The organism is Kitasatospora sp. NPDC001660 (assembly GCF_053596725.1).
Genome location: NZ_JBSFGU010000045.1, coordinates 1 through 15,983, shown reverse-complemented (window position 1 = coordinate 15,983; position 15,983 = coordinate 1). Strand labels below are relative to the sequence as shown.

Below are 15,983 nucleotides of genomic sequence, written 5' to 3'. Positions count from 1 at the left end.
CCCTATGTCATGTCAGGGTCCTATCAAGGGAAGGCCGTCGGCCGCCCGCGAAGACCGACAGCGGCCTGCAGCGCCCGGTTGGGGCACCGCGGACCGCCGTCGCCGATGGATCCTCAGGAGAGGAACGCCACGTCCGGGAAGGCCGGTGACGGCCCGTCGAGCAGGTGCCCGCGACGGTGGCGCAGGTGCTCGTCGAAGAAGGCGAGCGGGTACGCCTGCTGGACCCGGACCGCCTCGTCCGGGTCGAGGGTGCCGATCGAGCCCTGGAGTTGCTGGGGGCTCCACCCGAACAGCTTCGCCACCTGCGGGAACAGTGCCTCGTCGTCGCCGTACGACACGTGGGCGGCGCCCTGGGCCTGGATGTTGAGCCGCCAGCCCCGCAGGTGCGACCAGAACGCCTCGGCGGCGGGATCCGTGGCCCGGGTGAACTCGGCGGTCATCATCATGAACGGCCGGTCCAGGTCGCCGCTGAGCGCCGGCCTCATCTCCATCGGGCCGTCGAGGCTCAGCCCGGCCCGGATGCGCCGGTCCGCGAGCGTGGCGCAGGCGGTGGCCGTCCCGCCCTTCGACCAGCCGAACGCGCCCATGCGCCGCGGGTCGAGGGAGCCGAGCAGCCCGGTCGGCAGCTCCCGCCCGTCGACGTCCGGATTGCACCCGGCGGCGAGCTGTTCGACGCAGTCGAGGAGGAAGCGGACGTCCGCGGCGAAGTCCCCGGGGAACGTGGGCGCCTTCGGGTCGCGGTACGGGACGGCGAGCCGCCCGTCGGGGAACTCCGTGAACGTGTCGTACGCGTGGGCCACCGTCACGACCGCGTAGCCGTGGCTGGCGAGCTCCTGGACGATGACGGTGTGGTCGCCCTGGTGGCTGTGCGCACCGTGCGAGTAGACGACGACGGGCAGCCGTCGTCCGGACTGCCGGACCGGAGCCCCGACGTGGCCGGCGGTGAGCGGCGCCAGGTCGGCCACGGAGCTGAACCCCACGTCGGCGAGGAACGCCTTCAGTGCGGCGGCCGGCATCCACGGTGCCACCGGGTACCGGTCGACGTCCCGCGCGGGGTACCAGACGGTGGCCATGAGCTCGCGGAAGTGCCCGGGGCCCGCGATGTCGTCCGGGCGCGACCGGTCGACGAGGTGCAGCTGCACCTGGCCCACCGGGTGCGGCCCGGTGGGCTCGGGCAGGGTGAACCGCGCCGGGGCGGGGGCAGGCGCGCCGCCCGGCGCGCCCGGGTCCGCCCACGCGGGGCCGGCGGCGGCGGCGAGCGGCACGGCGGCCCCGGCGGCCAGCGCGGCTCCCAGCATGCGGCGGCGCGTCAGGCCGACCGGCTCAGTGAACTGCGTGGTGATCACGGATCCTCCCCGAGGTGACTAATCGTCAGTCATGCCGCGACGGAAGGTCCGTGGGCACGGGAGGAACGCTGTCACGAACCCTTCCGGCCCGGCATCGGCCCACCGGTTGATCAGCCGCCCGCGCATGGGCCCACGGGTTTACATCCGTGGGCCGATGCGGTCGGCGGAGTCGTTCTCCTGATGCTGTTCGAGGGCGACGAGCAGGTGTACCGCGGCGTCCGCCCAGGCCGTCACCGCCTCGGTGGCGGTGCCGTAGGCGAGGGCCCCGGCGAGCGACTCCAGCAGAGCGGCGCCGCCGAGCAGGCCGGTTCGGCGCAGCCGTGCGGCCGAGGAGGCGAGGCGGTCGCGGGCGGCGGGCCCGGAGCCGCGCAGGCCGGTGTGGAGGAGTTCGGCGAGTACGGCGAGGCCGGTTTCGAGGGCGTGGGTGATCGGGTCGCCGGCCGTGCGTGCGCCGGAGGCGGGTGTGAGTGTGCCCGTGCCGGCGTCGGCGGCGAGGTCGGGGACGACCGGGCCGTCCGGGGTGAGGACGGCCAGCGGGTCGAGCACCGGGCGGCCGTGGTGTCTGGTCAACAGGCCGCTGACGTACCGTACTCGGCCGCTGCCGAGCGCTTCGGCGAGGGCGTCGAGCCGGCCGGGGCAGGCCGGGTCGTGCTCGGCGCGGAGCAGCGTCCCGGTGCCGGACGGGTCCCGGACGACCGCCTCCAGGCGCTGCTCGGCGGCGTCGTAGCCGAGCGGGTCGACGGAGGCGACCTCCAGCACCCGGGCGGTGTCGGCCGCGACCCGGGGGCGGATCAGCGCGGGTGGCCGGCCGTCCCGGGCCCGCAGGTGGGCGGCGGCGTCGCGGACGCGGAGCGTGTCGGGCAGGTCGGCCCAGGCCGAGCCGAGTGGGGTGACGCTCGTGGCGGCCACGCGGCCACGGCCGATGGTCACCGCCCGGCCGGCGCTGCGGGAGATGGTCTCGCTGACGACGTTGGCCGTGGCGAGCGCCCGCAGCGGGGAACCGAGCACGCGCCGGGCTGCGAGGTCGGCGCCAACGAGGTGTTGGCCCTCCGTCAGGTCCCAGCGTTTGCGCAGGACGAGGGCGATTCCGACGTCCGGTTGGGCGAAGTACACCTCCGCGGTGCGTTCCGCCGCCGACCGGCCCGAGATCCGGCAGCCGAGCGCGACCAGCCGGACCCGGCGCAACGGGGTGTCGGCGGGCTCCCGGGTGCCGAGCGCGCCCGGACGGTCGAGGGTGGCGGCCCGGCGGCGGGCGTGGAGCTCGGCGACCAACTCGGCGGCGGTCGCGGCCGCGTAGCGGGTGTCGCGGGCGGCGTAGGCATCGACCTGGTCGCGCAGCTCCGCTATCGCGGCGGCCGGCCAGTGCAGTGCGGAACGGGACAACGCCGTCGCCGCGCGCCCGAGTTGGGCGGTGAACACCGGGGTGGCGTGGGAGACGCCGTCAAGCAGCAGTTCGTCGGCGAGCGCGAGGGCCTCGTCGAGCCCGGCGTCGTCCGCCGGGCGGGTGGCGGGTGCCGGGCCGCCGACGGAGACCTGGACGTGCGCAGTGCCCCCATCGCCGGTGAGCGCGTCGGCCGCGCGGAAGGCCCAGACCGCGAGCGCGATCGTCTCGCCACGGCGGTGTGCGGCGGCGTCGGTGAGCGCGTGGCCGAGGCCGTGCGGGACGGGGAAGCGTACGGTGCAGCCGGCGAGTTCGACCCAGGGCGCGGGCCGCCCCTCGCCGCCGTGGTGGACGGTCGCCGTGTAACCGGCGTCGAAGGCGCGGCGCGCGGCGGCGAGGGAGGCTCGGCCCAGCGCCGCGGCGAGCTGCTCGTCATCGAACTCGCCCGGGGACCATACGGGTTCGGCAGGCGACGCGGCCGCCTCGTACTTGCGCTGGTAGGCCAGGACCAGCCCGATCAGGTGCCGGCACACGCCGGGAGCGGCGCAGCCGCACTCGGCGGCGTCGAGTCCGGCGCCCACGGGCAGGCGGGTCCGGGTGCCGTCCGGGTGGACGCCGAGGACGCTGCCGTCGTCGGCGTGCCCGACCTCGGGCCCGGTACCCGCGTCCAGGTCCTTGGCGGCACGCTTGACCAGGCCGCGGTTGGCGAGCGCGGCGAGCGTGTCGGTGCCGAGGGCGAGGAGGTCCGCGCGCGGCGGCGCCCCGGCGCTCATGCGCCCACCTCGCTGCGCTCGGCGGTCGCTTCGCGCAACGCGCACCTTTCGATGATTCGCTCACTGCGTTCGCTCATGCGCCCACCACGCTGCGCTCGGCGGTCGCTTCGCGCAACGCACACCTTTCGATGATTCGCTCACTGCGCTCGCTCATGCGCCCACCACGCTGCGCTCGGCGGTCGCTTCGCGCAACGCGCACCTTTCGATGATTCGCTCACTGCGCTCGCTCATGCGCCCACCACGCTGCGCTCGGCGGTCGCTTCGCGCAACGCACACCTTTCGATGATTCGCTCACTGCGCTCGCTCATGCGCCCACCACGCTGGACTCGGCGGTCGCTTCGCGCAACGCACACCTTTCGATGATTCGCTCACTGCGTTCGCTCATGCGCCCACCACGCTGCGCTCGGCGGTCGCTTCGCGCAACGCGCACCTCTTCATTGATCGCCCGCTCATCGGCCGACCTTCTCGGCGACGAACTCGGCCAGCCGGCCCGGCGTCATGGCGCCGACGTGGGCGCCGACCCCGGCCAGCCGTCCGGCGAGCCCGCGGTCGTAGACCGGGTCGGCCTCCTCGTCGAGGGCGGCCAGGCCGAGCACGGTCGCGCCCTGCTCGACCAGGCCCCGGACCGTGCGGACCAGCCGGTGCGGGTCGCCGCCCTCGTAGAAGTCGGAGACGATCGCGACGATGGCGCGGCGCGGGTTGTCGACCAGCCCGGCGGCGTAGTCGACGGCACGGGCGATGTCGGTGCCGCCGCCGAGCTGGACCCGCATGAGCAGTTCGACGGGGTCGGTCACGTCGGCGGTCAGGTCCACCACGGAGGTGTCGAAGGCGATCAGGTGGGTGCGCAGGCCCGGCAGGCTCCACAGGCAGGCGGCCGTGACGGCGGAGTGGATCACCGAGCCGACCATCGAGCCCGACTGGTCGACCAGCAGGATCAGCTGCCACTGCTCCAGGTGCCGCCGGGTGCGGGAGTGGAAGCGCGGCCGCTCGATCAGCACCCGGCGCTCCTCCGGCCGGTAGTGGGCCAAGTTGGCCTGGATGGTGCCCCGGAAGTCGAAGTCGCGGGCCAGCGGCAGGCGGCTGGGGCGGCGCGAGCGGGCGCCGGTGAACGACCGGCGCAGCTCGGGGCGGAGGCGGTCCAGCAGCTCCCGGACCACCGCTTCGACGATGCGCCGGGCCATGACGAGCACGTCGGGGTTCATCAGGTGCTTGGTGCGCAGTACGGCACGCAGCAGGGTCGCGCTGGGCTCGACCCGGGAGAGGACCTCGGGGTCGGTGACGATCTCGTCGATCCCGTACCGCTCGACGGCGTCCCGCTCCAGCCGCTCGACGGTCTCCTTGGGGAAGAGCCGGTGGACCGCGTCGAGCCAGTCCACGGGGGTGAGTTGGGACGGACCGCTGCCGCCGCTGCGCCCGGGGTCGGTCGGGCCGCGGCGGATGCCGCGCCGCTCCAGGTCGCCGTCGCGGCCGTAGAGCCATTCGAGAGCCGCGTCGCGGGCGACGCCCCGGGGGCCCAGCGGCCCGGTGGCACGCTCGGCAGGGGCGCCCAGGATCAGCCGCCAGCGCTCCAGGCCCTCGTCGGTGGTGGTCGTCACGGGGCCACCTCGGGGGCCCGCAGGCCGTACCGGTCGAGCAGGCGGTGCACGGTGTCCTCCAGGGTTCGGGCGCGGGCCAGGGCCAGCGGGTCGGCCGAGGTGCGCAGCAGCGCGCGGGCCGAGCCGCGCCGGCCGCGCCGGGCCAGCAGGCGCTCGGCGATGCGTTCGCGCTCGCGGGGCGGGAAGTGGGCGAAGGCCTGTCGCAGGGCGGGCAGGCCGGTCAGGAAGTCGTCGCCGGTCATGGCGGTGACGATGTCGTCGAGCTCGTCGAGGAGGGCGGGGCCGTCGCCGTGGCCCGTCACCTCGTCCCGGGCGAGGGCGAACAGTCCGGCCAGCCAGTCGCCGAACTCCTGCGGGTCCGCCGCCGCGAGCCCCCGCGCCCGCGGGCCGGCCTCGCCGTGGCCGTGCCCGAGGGAGCGGCGCAGGCCGAGCGCGGCGCCCCGCAGGTCGGCCGGGGCGGCGGGGTCGGCCGCGATGCGGCGGGCCGTGTCGAGGGCGGCGGCGCGGGGGAGCGTCAGCAGGCCCTCCGCGTGCCGGAGGGCGTCCCGGGTGGCGGCCATGGCGCGCAGGCGCCCGGGGTCGACGCCGGAGCCGCCGTGCAGCCCCTCGGCGAGCCAGAGGACGCGCTGTACGGCCGCGTCCACGACCTCGCCGAGCAGCGGCCCGCCCGCCACACCGTAGACGCGGTCGTGCCGCCACAGGTGCAGGGCGGTCGTCAGCACCTCGCCCGCCGGGCCGAGTTCGGCGATCGCCCGGACGCGGGCGGCGAGCGTGCCCAGCAGTTCGGCCGACAGCGCGTCCGCGCCGCACAGTGCGGCGTCGAAGAGCGCCAGGGACAGCGCGCGGTCCCCGGTGGCCGGCGCGGCGGCCGGTGCCGTGCCGGACGTGGCGCCCGTGCCGGTGGTCGGTGCTGTGGCCGGTGCGGTGGCTGATCCTCCCGCGCCGCCGTGCCCAGCCCTCGCGCCCGCCGCGCCGCCCTGCCCGGCCCCGGCCGTCCGGGCGCGCTCGGTGAGCGCGACGGCGGCGGCCTCGTCCAGCCGGGCGCCGTACGCGCCCGCCTCGATCAGCGCGGCCTCGCGCCCGTGCTCCGGAGTGGGCTCCCACGTCTCGGTGAAGACCGGGTCCGCGCCGGTCGTCGGTCCGGCCGTGCGGACGTGCCCCGGGATGCCCAGGACCCGCAGCCGGTGCAGCACGCGGCTGCGCCGCAGCCCCGCCGGATCGGTGAGGTCCGCCCGCACCTCGCGGCCGGACGCGACGCCGCACCGCTCCAGCTCGGCCGCGACGTCGTGCACCAGCGGCGGGGCGGGCGTGTCCGGGTGCAGCCGGCCGACCCGCTCGCCGGTGCTCGCGGCCACCATCTCGACCACCGCGGGATCGGTGCCGGGGGCCAGCGTGCCGCCCCCGCTCCACGGCAGCGGCTGCTCCAACGCCTCGCTGATCAGGGCGCTCGCGAGACCGTCCAGGACGTCGGTGCGGGCCGGCACGGGGTGGCCGCGCATCGCCGCGAGGCCGTCGGCGAGGCTCCGGGCGGCGATCAGGTCGGCCGTCGAGACGGGGACGCGCCGCTCGCGCAGCCGCCGGACGATCCGCTCCAGCAGGCCGACGGCGGCAGCGGACGGTCCCTGCTCCCACAGGAGTTGGTAGTAGCCCGGGGAGGGCATGCCGGACTGGTAGCCGGCGAAGGCGTCCAGCTGGCGGAAGGAGTACGGCACGAGGAAGCTGCCGCCGAGCGCGCCGTCCGGCGGCTGCGGCACCTCCGGCCAGTCCTCGGTGCCTCCGCCGGCGACCAGCGTGCGGAGCGCGGGCGTGTGGAACCCGCCGGTCACCACGACGACCGGCCGGCCACCGGCCCGCGCGAGCGCGGCCCGGACCCACCGGGCCATGTACGCCTCCCGCGCCCGGTCGCCCGGTTCGGCCTCCGCGTCCCCGCGGACCAGCTCGAAGTAGGCGTCGAGCCGCCGCGCCAGGCTCTCCGGATCGGCGACTTCGACGAGGCTGTCCCACAGGGCGTCCACCGAGTCGGTGCCGAACCGCGCGCACAGCCGCCGCGTCGCCTCCGCGTACCGCGCCTCGGCGTCGGCGAACCGGTTGGCCAGCGGCACGGACCGCTCGACGAAGGCCGGGTGCCAGGCCGGCAGGTCGACGAACCGCACCTCCGCGCCCACCGCCCGCCCGCGGGTGAGCGCGACCCACTCCGGCGAGTAGTCGCACAGCGGCGTCCAGGACGTCGCCGTGCGCGCGTCGTCGCGGTAGTGGCTGAACACGGCGACCGGCAGCTCGTGGCCGAGCAGCAACTCGTCGAGCCGGCGGTTCATGTCCGCGGGGCCCTCCACCAGCACGAAGGCGGGGCGGAGGGCCTCGACGGTCTCCGCCACCAGGCGCGCGCACGCCGGCGAGTGGTGCCGCACGCCGATGAACACCGGCTCACCGCTGAACACCGGCTCACCGCTGAACACCGGCTCACCGCTGAACACCGGCTCACCGCACTGCAGTTCCGCGGCCATCAGCCGGCCAGCAGGTGTCGTGCCTCGTAGAGGGCCTGCCACTGGGCGCCGCGCCGGCCGCTCGCCTGCTGCTCCAGGAAGCGGCGCAGCCGGGCGAGGTCCTCCGGGCTGTCCTTGGCCGCCGTGCCCGCGAGGCAGGTCACGACGTCGGCCGCGTCACCGGGCTCGCCGCGCAGGAACCAGCCGCGCACGCCGACCGCGTGCGCCACCGCCACCGCCTCCGCCGTGCTCATCACGGCGGATATCCGCCCGGCCGAGCCGTGGTCGCCGCGCAGCTCGCGGAACGTCCCGACGAGCACCTCCAGCACGTCGCGGTCCGGTGCCGCCTCGACCCCGGAGCGGCGCAGCAGCGCGCCCGCCTCGGCCTCGACGAGGGCGAGTTCGGTGTCGAAGTCCGGGATCGGGAAGACCGTCTCGAAGTTGAACCGGCGCTTGAGGGCCGCGCTCATCTCGTTGACGCCGCGGTCCCGGGTGTTGGCGGTGGCGATGACGTTGAACCCGGCGCGGGCGAACACCATGCCCTCCGGTCCGTCCAACTCCGGTACGGCCAGGACGCGTTCGGACAGCAGCGAGAGCAGGCAGTCCTGCACCTCCAGGGGGCAGCGGGTGATCTCCTCGAAGCGGACGATCCGCCCCTCGGCCATGCCGCGCAGCATCGGCGCGGGGACGAGGGAGCGCGTCGACGGGCCCTCGGAGACGAGCAGCGCGTAGTTCCACGAGTACTTGATCTGGTCTTCGGTGGTGGCCGCGCCGCCCTGGACGGTCAGCGTGGACGTACCGCTCACCGCCGCCGCGATCAGCTCCGACAGCAGCGACTTGGCGGTGCCGGGCTCGCCGACCAGCAGCAGGCCGCGGTTGGTCGCGAGCGTCACCAGTGCCCGCTCCACGAGCGAGGCGTTGCCGACGAACTTGCGGCTGATCCCGGCCTCGTCGTCCCCGACGACGAACCGGCGCGCGGCCCGCAGGCTCAGCTGCCACCCGGGTGGGCGCGGGGCGTCGTCCGCGGCGCGCAGTGCGGCGAGCTCCTCCGCGTAGCGGACCTCGGCGGGCGGGCGCTGGAGCGTGATGTCCTCGACGTCCACGGCGTCGACGTCCACGGCGCTCACGGGGCCGTCACCTCCTCCAGGTCGGCGAGCAGCTCGGAGGCGACGACGGGGTCGAGCTCGCCGAAGGTCGCCGGGTACTGGGTGTTGCGCCAGAAGTCACGCGGCGACCGGTCCAGCCACACGGTCTCGAAGGTCTGGTCGGGGAACTCGTCGACGACCCCGACCCAGATCCCCTCGTTGAGTTCGATGACCAGGTACAGGCCCTCGCCGAGCTTCTTGGAGAACCAGCGCTCGATGCCGGCGTCCTGCGGCGCCCCGCGCTCCCAGCCGCGCTTGGTCAGGCCGAGCAGGCGGCCCGTCGGCACCTTGCAGCCCTCGAAGCGGTGCAGGTGGCTGACGGCGGCCTCCTCCGGCGTCACGTGCCGCACCGCGCGGCCGAGTTGCGGGAACGGCTGGAGGATCTCGTAGTCCGCGAACAGCTCTGACCACACCGCCAGGGCCTCGCCGAGGTGCAGCGGGTGGGCGAGGCGGACCGCCGCGTCGTCGGGCAGGGTGAACTCGTCGTCCTCGACGTCCGCGAAGGTGCGGTCCTCGGCGACGCGGAAGGCGGTGGTCACACCGTTCGTGCCGTCCGCGAGCCAGACCAGGCGCCGCACGAGGTGCCACACCAACGGGTGCCCGACGAACAGCTCCCGGAACTCGGCCGCTGTCCAGCTCCGCCCGGCGACCATGGCCGCCTCCAGCCGGCGCACCTGGTCCGAGGCGATCGTCCGGACGTCCTTCTTCAGCGCGACGAACCGCTTGCGCTCGGCCGGCGCCAGCTCCTGGTCGTCCCGGACGCCGGGGGCGGGCAGGTCCTTGCGGCGCTTGCCGTCCTCGTCGAGCACGAACGGGCGCAGCTGCTCGTCGAAGCCGACCGTGAAACGGCGCTGGCCGTAGTCGACGACCGTCGTACCGTCCGCGTCGAGCCCGAGGTCCGGCACGAGCCGGTCCGACAGCTGGTCGCCGGTCAGGCCCAGGCCCTCGGCGACCTCGGCGATCTTCTCCTGGGCGCGCTCCTTGAGCGCCTTGAACTTCACCCGCTGGGCGATCCCGTGCAGGTGCAGGAGGGCGACGTCGCTGCCGATGGCCGCCAGCACGCCCAGCCCCTCGACCGCGCGGTGGTGGGCGCCCTGCCCGGGCCAGTCGCGCACGACGGGGGTGAGCCTGCGGACCGTCTCGTCGTCCCCGAGGAAGCCGAGCGCGTGCAGTGTCCAGCTCTCCTTGGCGGGCATCGCGACCTGCCGCCACTCCTCGAACAGCGCCCAGGCGAAGGCGGCCAGCGAGTCGGCGCGGCAGACGTCGACGACGGCGGCGAGCCCGGGGTACGGGTCGCCGGGCTTCGACAGCGCGAGCATCGTCAGCACGTGCCGGACGGACTCCTCCGGCAGCGCCCCGCCCCCGGTGAGCAGCAGCTGCGGCAGCACGGCGGGCTGCACCCACGCGGGCAGCACGGGCATCTTCGCGGGCAGGGCGTTCTCCAGCGGGTCCGTGGCCAGGGCCTCGGCGACGATCTCCGCCGCCTCCGCGCCGAAGCGGGCGGACACGGCGGCCAGCACGGCCTCGTTGCCCTCGGAGGAGGCGACCAGCCGCAGCCCCTGCTCGGCGGCGCCGCGGGCCCGGCCGACCGGGCCGACCGCGTCGGGGACGAGGAACAGGGCGCCCGGTATGCCGTGCCGGGCGAACCACGAACGGGCCACCGGCTGCGCGGACTTGAGCCGCACCAGTGCGTCGGCCATGACCGGCGCCACGGCCGGCGCGAGGTACGGCAGCAGGAGCGGCGCGTAGTTCCCCGGCTTGGCGCGGGCCATCGAGACGGCGCACGGCAGTGCCGACAGACCGTACTTGGCGACGACGGGACGCAGGTACTCGTGCCCGCCGTACAGGTCGGTGGGCTGCCACTGCTCCAGCCACGGCGCGAGCACCTCGGCCGGGCCCTGGAGCAGCAGGTTGCTCGCGTACCAGAGGCCGGAGTCGTTGGTGCCGAAGATCCGCTTCGCCTCCGACTCCCAGTTCGTCCCCTCGGAGATCCGCCACCCGTCGATTTCCGTCCGCGCCCAGCGCTCCTGCTCGCCCGTGCGCCACGCCACCTGCGGCGCGTCGTCCGCCGTGAGGCCCGCGAGCACGCGCGGCTTGCGGACCGTGCGCTTGCGCGTCCACGGCGGCGAGACCAGCACCGCCGGAAGCGCCTCCGGCGACGCGTCGGCCACGCGCTCGCGGGCGCCGTCCAGCGAGCGGACCAACTCGGCAGTGGTGTCGTCGAGTCGGGCGAGCAACTCGGGCAGGTGGGGCCGGCTCAGCAACACGTGGGTGTTGAGGAGCTGCCGCGCGGCCGTCGCGTTCTTGCCCTCCCCGCGCGCCGCCTCGGCGAGCAGCCGCGTGGCCCGGACCGGGTAGCGCTGCATGGCCTCCTGGAGGGCGGGTCGGGCGTGCTTGTCGTCGATGCGGGCGACCAGGACGCGGAACGCGTCGTCGGTGGGGAACTGCGCCGCGACCGAGGTGATGGCGCGCATCTGGTCGGAGCCCGAGGCGCGGTCGACCGCCTCGGCCAGGAACGGGACGCAGGCCGTCCCGAGGGTGTCGGCGAGTGTGGCGAAGAGCTCCGTCCGCCAGCTGTTCCACGTCAGCTTCGGCGCCGGGCCGAGCCGCGCCACCTGCGACGGATCGTCGAGCGCGTACACCAGCAGGGACCGGAGCACGTCCCCGCCGGCGCCGTACCCGGGCTCGTCGTCGAGACAGGCGTCGGCCCAGCCCGGCGTGCCCGGCACGAGGTAGGCCGCCACGGCGCGGCGGCGCGGGGAGGTGCGGGAGGCGTCGAGCGCGGCGACGGCCTCTTGGTACGTCGCCTCGTCGACCGCGACGAGCAGCTCCCGCACCCACCGTGCGGGCAGGGACCCGACGTGCAGCGGGACGAACTCCGTCGGCCCCCGGAACCGCAGCCTCGGATCGCGGCGGACGCTCCCGCCCTGCAGCCAGCCGATCTCGACCTCGAAGAGCTCCACCACCGTGCGGGCTGCGAACGTCAGCCCGTGCCGCAGCACCCAGGCGTCAGGGTACGGCGAGTGCGCCCGGTCGTCGTTCCACCACCGGTTCGGGAGCAGGCCGCTCAGCACGGCGGCGCCGAGCGGATTGGCCTCCCCGGCGAGGTAGGCGCGGGCGGCCCGGACCAGCTCCGGGTCGGCGTGCCGGTCGGTCAGCACCTGCTCGATCCAGTCCCGCTCGGCCGCGATCAGCTGCTCCTCCTGCTCGACGGCCTCCGGTCGCAGCGGAGTCGCCTTGCGCACGGTGCCGCCACGGCGCGGCCGGACCAGCTTCTTCCACGCGGCGGGCAGGACGAAGGCGTCCTCGTCCGGCAGCCCGACGGGCTCGGCGGCTTCTTGAGCAGGCTCCGGACGCTGCGCCGTCCCGGCGGCGGAAGCCGCCGCCGCGGGGGCCACCTCCGCGTACCCCTTGCGCTCCTTCTCCGCCACCAGCTTCTCGAACTGCGCCCGCGCCGCGTCGGCACCGCCCAGCTCCTTCACCTGGAGGCGCCCCTGCGAACCGATCCGGCCGTAGCGCACGCGCACCGACGCGCCCTCGACCTCCGCCTCCCAGAACTTCGCGGATCCGTCCCCGACGAACTCCCAGCGCCGCACAGCCCCTCCTCGCATGCCGTGGCCAGCCACCGGGTGCACGTCCATCCGGTGATCGATGGCGAAACCATAGCGAGCATCACCGACAGTCGGCCGGGGCCCTCCCGCCCAGGTCAGCGCGGGGGTGCGAGGTACCGGCGGCCGGGTATCTGCTCGAAGATCAGGTTGGTCCGGGTCTGGGCCACCGCCGGGTGGGTCGTCAGGTGGTCGACGACGAAGTCGCGCAGTGCCTCCGGGCCGGCGACGCCGACGTGCAGGAGGTAGTCGTCGGAGCCGGCCATGTGGAACACGGCCAGGACGCCGGGCAGGTCGGGGGCGGTGTTGCGGAAGCTCTCGTTCTGCTCGCGGGTGTGGGCGCGCAGGCGCACCGAGATCATCGCCTGGAGCGGCAGCCCGATCGCCGCCGGGTCGACCTCGGCGCGGAAGGCGCGGATGATGCCGCGCTCCTGGAGCGCCCGGACGCGGGCCAGGCAGGTGGAGGGGGCGATGCCCACCGTCTCGGCGAGGGCGTTGTTCGGGATGCGGGCGTTGTCGGCCAGGGCGCGGATGATCGCCCGGTCCACGTCGTCCAGGGGGGTCCGCCGGGCGGCCTGCGGATTGTTCGGCATGCCAGCCAGGATTCCAGCTGTTTCCGACGATTCGCAAGGCTGTGCGGTCCTCGACCGAATTTCCTTCGGACGAGCTTCTCAAAGACGCCGGGAAGTTCCATCCTGGGGCCCGCAGGCGACGCCTGCCGCCCACCCCGCCGACTCCCGGAGCGCCTCCGCATGAGCCCGACCGCCACGTTCACCGCCGGCACCGCCGTCGACCCCGGCCCGGAGCTGGACGGCGGCGAGTTCGCGCTCCCCGCGAGCGGCCTGGACGAGGCGCAGCGCCAGCGGGCGCTCGACACGGTCGACGAGTACCTGACGCGCAAGCGCAGGCACCTGGTCGGCTACCAGGCCACCCAGGACATGCAGGGCACCGCGCTGGACCTGGCCCGGTTCATGCCGAACAACATCAACAACCTCGGCGACCCGTTCCAGAGCGGCGGCTACAAGCCCAACACCAAGGTCGTCGAGGCCGCCGTGCTCGACTACTACGCGAAGCTGTGGAACGCCCAGCGCCCGCACGACCCCGCCGACCCCGAGTCGTACTGGGGCTACATGCTGTCCATGGGCTCGACCGAGGGCAACATGTACGCGCTCTGGAACGCCCGCGACTACCTGAGCGGCAAGGCGCTGATCCAGCCGCCGGCGGCTCCGTTCGACGCCCTGCGCTACGTCAGCGCCGCGCCCGACCGCCGCAACCCGAACGCCCACCGCCCGGTGGCCTTCTACTCCGAGGACACCCACTACTCCTTCGCCAAGGCCGTGTGCGTCCTCGGCGTCGAGACCTTCCACGCCGTCGGCCTGGAGAAGTACGCGGACGAGTGCCCGCTGGTCGACCCGGTCACCGGGCGCCGGGAGTGGCCCACCGAGGTGCCCTCGCGCCCCGGCCCGTCCGGCCGCTCCTGGGACGGCACGGGCGAGATCGACGTCGACGCGCTCGCCGTCCTGGTCGAGTTCTTCGCGGCCAAGGGGCACCCGGTCTTCGTCAACCTCAACCTCGGCAGCACCTTCAAGGGCGCGCACGACGACGTCCGCGCGGTGTGCGAGCGCCTTCTGCCGATCTTCGAGCGCCACGGCCTCGTGCAGCGCGAGGTCGTCTACGGCACCGACCCGGCCACCGGGGAGCCCCTGGTCGACGTGCGCCGCGGCTTCTGGATCCACGTGGACGGCGCCCTCGGCGCGGGCTACGCGCCCTTCATGCGGCTCGCCGCGACCGACCAGCAGTACGGCTGGACGCCCGAGGTCGAGCTGCCCGAGTTCGACTTCGGCCTGACCCTGCCCACCGCGGAGCACGGCGACGTCGACATGGTCTCCTCGATCGCCATGAGCGGCCACAAGTGGCCCGGCGCGCCCTGGCCCTGCGGCATCTACATGACGAAGGTCAAGTACCAGATCTGCCCGCCGTCCCAGCCCGACTACATAGGCGCGCCCGACACCACCTTCGCCGGCTCCCGCAACGGCTTCTCCCCGCTGGTCCTCTGGGATCACCTCTCCCGCCACTCCTACCAGGACCAGGTGGACCGCATCCGCCGCGCCCAGGAGCTCGCCGGCTACCTGGAGCGCCGCCTGTGCGCCATGGCGGCGGACCTGGGCGTCGACCTCTGGACGGCCCGCACCCCGGGCGCCGTGACCGTGCGCTTCCGCAAGCCGAGCGCCGAGCTGGTGGCGAAGTGGTCGCTGTCCTCGCAGGACGTGGTGATGGTCCCGGGCGACGAGTCCACCCGCCGCAGCTACGTACACGTCTTCGTGATGCCCTCGGTCGACCGGGCCAAGCTGGACGCACTCCTCGCCGAACTCGCCGAGGACCCGGAGTACCGCGCGCACGCCGCCTGACGCTCCTGACCGGCTCCCACGCCCCCGGCGCCGACCTGGATGCACGGTGCTCCCGGGCCATCAGGTACGGTCACGACTTCACGTCTGCTCAGTTCCGGTGACGGTCCGTCCGGATCGCCACCGGGGGAGCGGTGAGTCCCACTCGAACCGCACAACTCCTAGGGAGCTTCCTCGTGCACCAACCCCTGCGCCGGAGCCTTCCGGCCCTCGCCGCTCTCGGCATAGCCATCGGCGCCCCGCTCCTCACCGCCGGCACCGCGAACGCCCAGGCCGAGCGCGGCTGCGGCGACGTCAACGTGCAGTACTCGGTGGACGGCGGCAAGTCCTGGGCCGACGAGGGCCGGATGAACCAGCCGCACGGCGTGGTCCAGGTCCGCCTCGTCGGCGACATCACGGAGGGCTGCGACTACGAGGTCTCGCTGGCCTCGTACGACACCGAGGGCCCGACCTGGGCCACCTCGGGCAAGCAGACCTTCCTCGGCTGGGCGACCACCACGCTCAACAGCGGCCACCGCCAGGCGACCCTGGACGTCAGCGCCCACCTGCCGAAGTGCTTCGGCCAGATCGACCTGTACAACAACGACCAGAAGTTCGACGGGGTCGCCAACCCGCTGCCGCGATACCCGAACGGTGTCTTCCCGAACGACCTGATCACGGCCTGGAACGGCGGCAAGGCCTGCACGCCGACCCCGACCCCGACCGGGACGTCGACCCCCACGGGCACGCCGACCCCGACCGGCACGCCGACCTCCTCGGCCTCGCCCACGGCCACCGCCACCCCGCACCCGACCGGGACGCCCACGGCCACGACGACGCCGTCGACCAGCGCCTCGCCCTCGGCCTCCACCAGCACCAAGCCGTCGGCGCCGGCCACCACCGGCACCCCGTCGGCCTCCCCGGCCGCGCCGGCCCCGTCCGCCCCGACGGACAGCGCCGACACGACCGCCCCGGTCGGCAAGCCGAGCGCCAAGCCGGTCTCGACCAAGGCCGCCCCGACCCTGGCCAGCACGGGTGGCAACAGCAGCCAGATGATCGCCTACGGCGCCGGCGGCGCCGCGCTGCTCGCCGTCGGTGGCGGCGCGCTGGTGATCGCCCGTCGCCGCGGCTCCCGCAGCTGACGCGGTACTCGCTGAACGTCGGACGCCCGTGAGCACCGGTTCGGTGACGGGGTGGGCGTGGGTGTCGTGCCAGACGCCGTCGACCATCGTGCCGCCCGCGACGTGCACGTAGGCGATCGCCTCCAG

General features: G+C 74.7%; 9 protein-coding genes. 2 read left to right on the top strand and 7 right to left on the bottom strand.

What is annotated here, in order from left to right:
- Positions 1-113: 113 nt before the first annotated feature.
- From ACWCXH_RS32030 to ACWCXH_RS32000, 7 genes are all read right to left on the bottom strand, one after another.
- Positions 114-1,346, bottom strand: a complete 1,233-nt coding sequence (locus ACWCXH_RS32030) for an alpha/beta hydrolase family protein (protein WP_449805002.1) — start codon at positions 1,344-1,346, stop codon at positions 114-116.
- Positions 1,347-1,484: 138 nt separating this feature from the next.
- Entirely contained in the window at positions 1,485-3,500 is a 2,016-nt protein-coding gene (locus ACWCXH_RS32025; protein ID WP_449805001.1) for a hypothetical protein, read from the bottom strand.
- A gap of 449 nt (positions 3,501-3,949) precedes the next feature.
- Complete coding sequence (locus tag ACWCXH_RS32020) at positions 3,950-5,095, bottom strand: VWA domain-containing protein (RefSeq protein ID WP_449805000.1); 1,146 nt, start codon at positions 5,093-5,095, stop codon at positions 3,950-3,952.
- A complete protein-coding gene (locus ACWCXH_RS32015) occupies positions 5,092-7,599 on the bottom strand; it encodes a DUF5682 family protein (RefSeq protein ID WP_449804999.1) in 2,508 nt (835 codons plus the stop codon). Before ACWCXH_RS32015 ends, ACWCXH_RS32020 begins: the two co-directional genes overlap by 4 nt.
- On the bottom strand, positions 7,599-8,705 hold the full coding sequence (locus ACWCXH_RS32010; protein WP_449804998.1) for an ATP-binding protein: 1,107 nt from the start codon (positions 8,703-8,705) through the stop codon (positions 7,599-7,601). The genes ACWCXH_RS32015 and ACWCXH_RS32010 overlap by 1 nt, the downstream gene beginning before the upstream one ends.
- Complete coding sequence (locus ACWCXH_RS32005; RefSeq protein ID WP_449804997.1) at positions 8,702-12,319, bottom strand: WGR and DUF4132 domain-containing protein; 3,618 nt, start codon at positions 12,317-12,319, stop codon at positions 8,702-8,704. The genes ACWCXH_RS32010 and ACWCXH_RS32005 overlap by 4 nt, the downstream gene beginning before the upstream one ends.
- Positions 12,320-12,429: 110 nt before the next feature.
- Positions 12,430-12,924 (bottom strand): Lrp/AsnC family transcriptional regulator, encoded by a 495-nt coding sequence (locus ACWCXH_RS32000; protein WP_449804996.1) that lies wholly within the window; start codon positions 12,922-12,924, stop codon positions 12,430-12,432.
- Positions 12,925-13,083: 159 nt separating this feature from the next.
- Here ACWCXH_RS32000 and ACWCXH_RS31995 point away from each other — a divergent pair, with 159 nt between their 5' ends.
- On the top strand, positions 13,084-14,739 hold the full coding sequence (locus tag ACWCXH_RS31995; protein WP_449804995.1) for a pyridoxal-dependent decarboxylase: 1,656 nt from the start codon (positions 13,084-13,086) through the stop codon (positions 14,737-14,739).
- A gap of 173 nt (positions 14,740-14,912) precedes the next feature.
- Complete coding sequence (locus ACWCXH_RS31990) at positions 14,913-15,857, top strand: LAETG motif-containing sortase-dependent surface protein (RefSeq protein ID WP_449804994.1); 945 nt, start codon at positions 14,913-14,915, stop codon at positions 15,855-15,857.
- Positions 15,858-15,983: the final 126 nt, after the last annotated feature.

What these genes read in the sequence shown, in the direction of transcription:
- ACWCXH_RS32025 (WP_449805001.1), bottom strand. Translation starts at nt 3,500, where the DNA reads ATGAGCGCCGGGGCGCCGCCGCGCGCGGACCTCCTCGCCCTCGGCACC.
- ACWCXH_RS32015 (WP_449804999.1), bottom strand. Translation starts at nt 7,599, where the DNA reads ATGGCCGCGGAACTGCAGTGCGGTGAGCCGGTGTTCAGCGGTGAGCCG.
- ACWCXH_RS32000 (WP_449804996.1), bottom strand. Translation starts at nt 12,924, where the DNA reads ATGCCGAACAATCCGCAGGCCGCCCGGCGGACCCCCCTGGACGACGTG.
- ACWCXH_RS31995 (WP_449804995.1), top strand. Translation starts at nt 13,084, where the DNA reads ATGAGCCCGACCGCCACGTTCACCGCCGGCACCGCCGTCGACCCCGGC.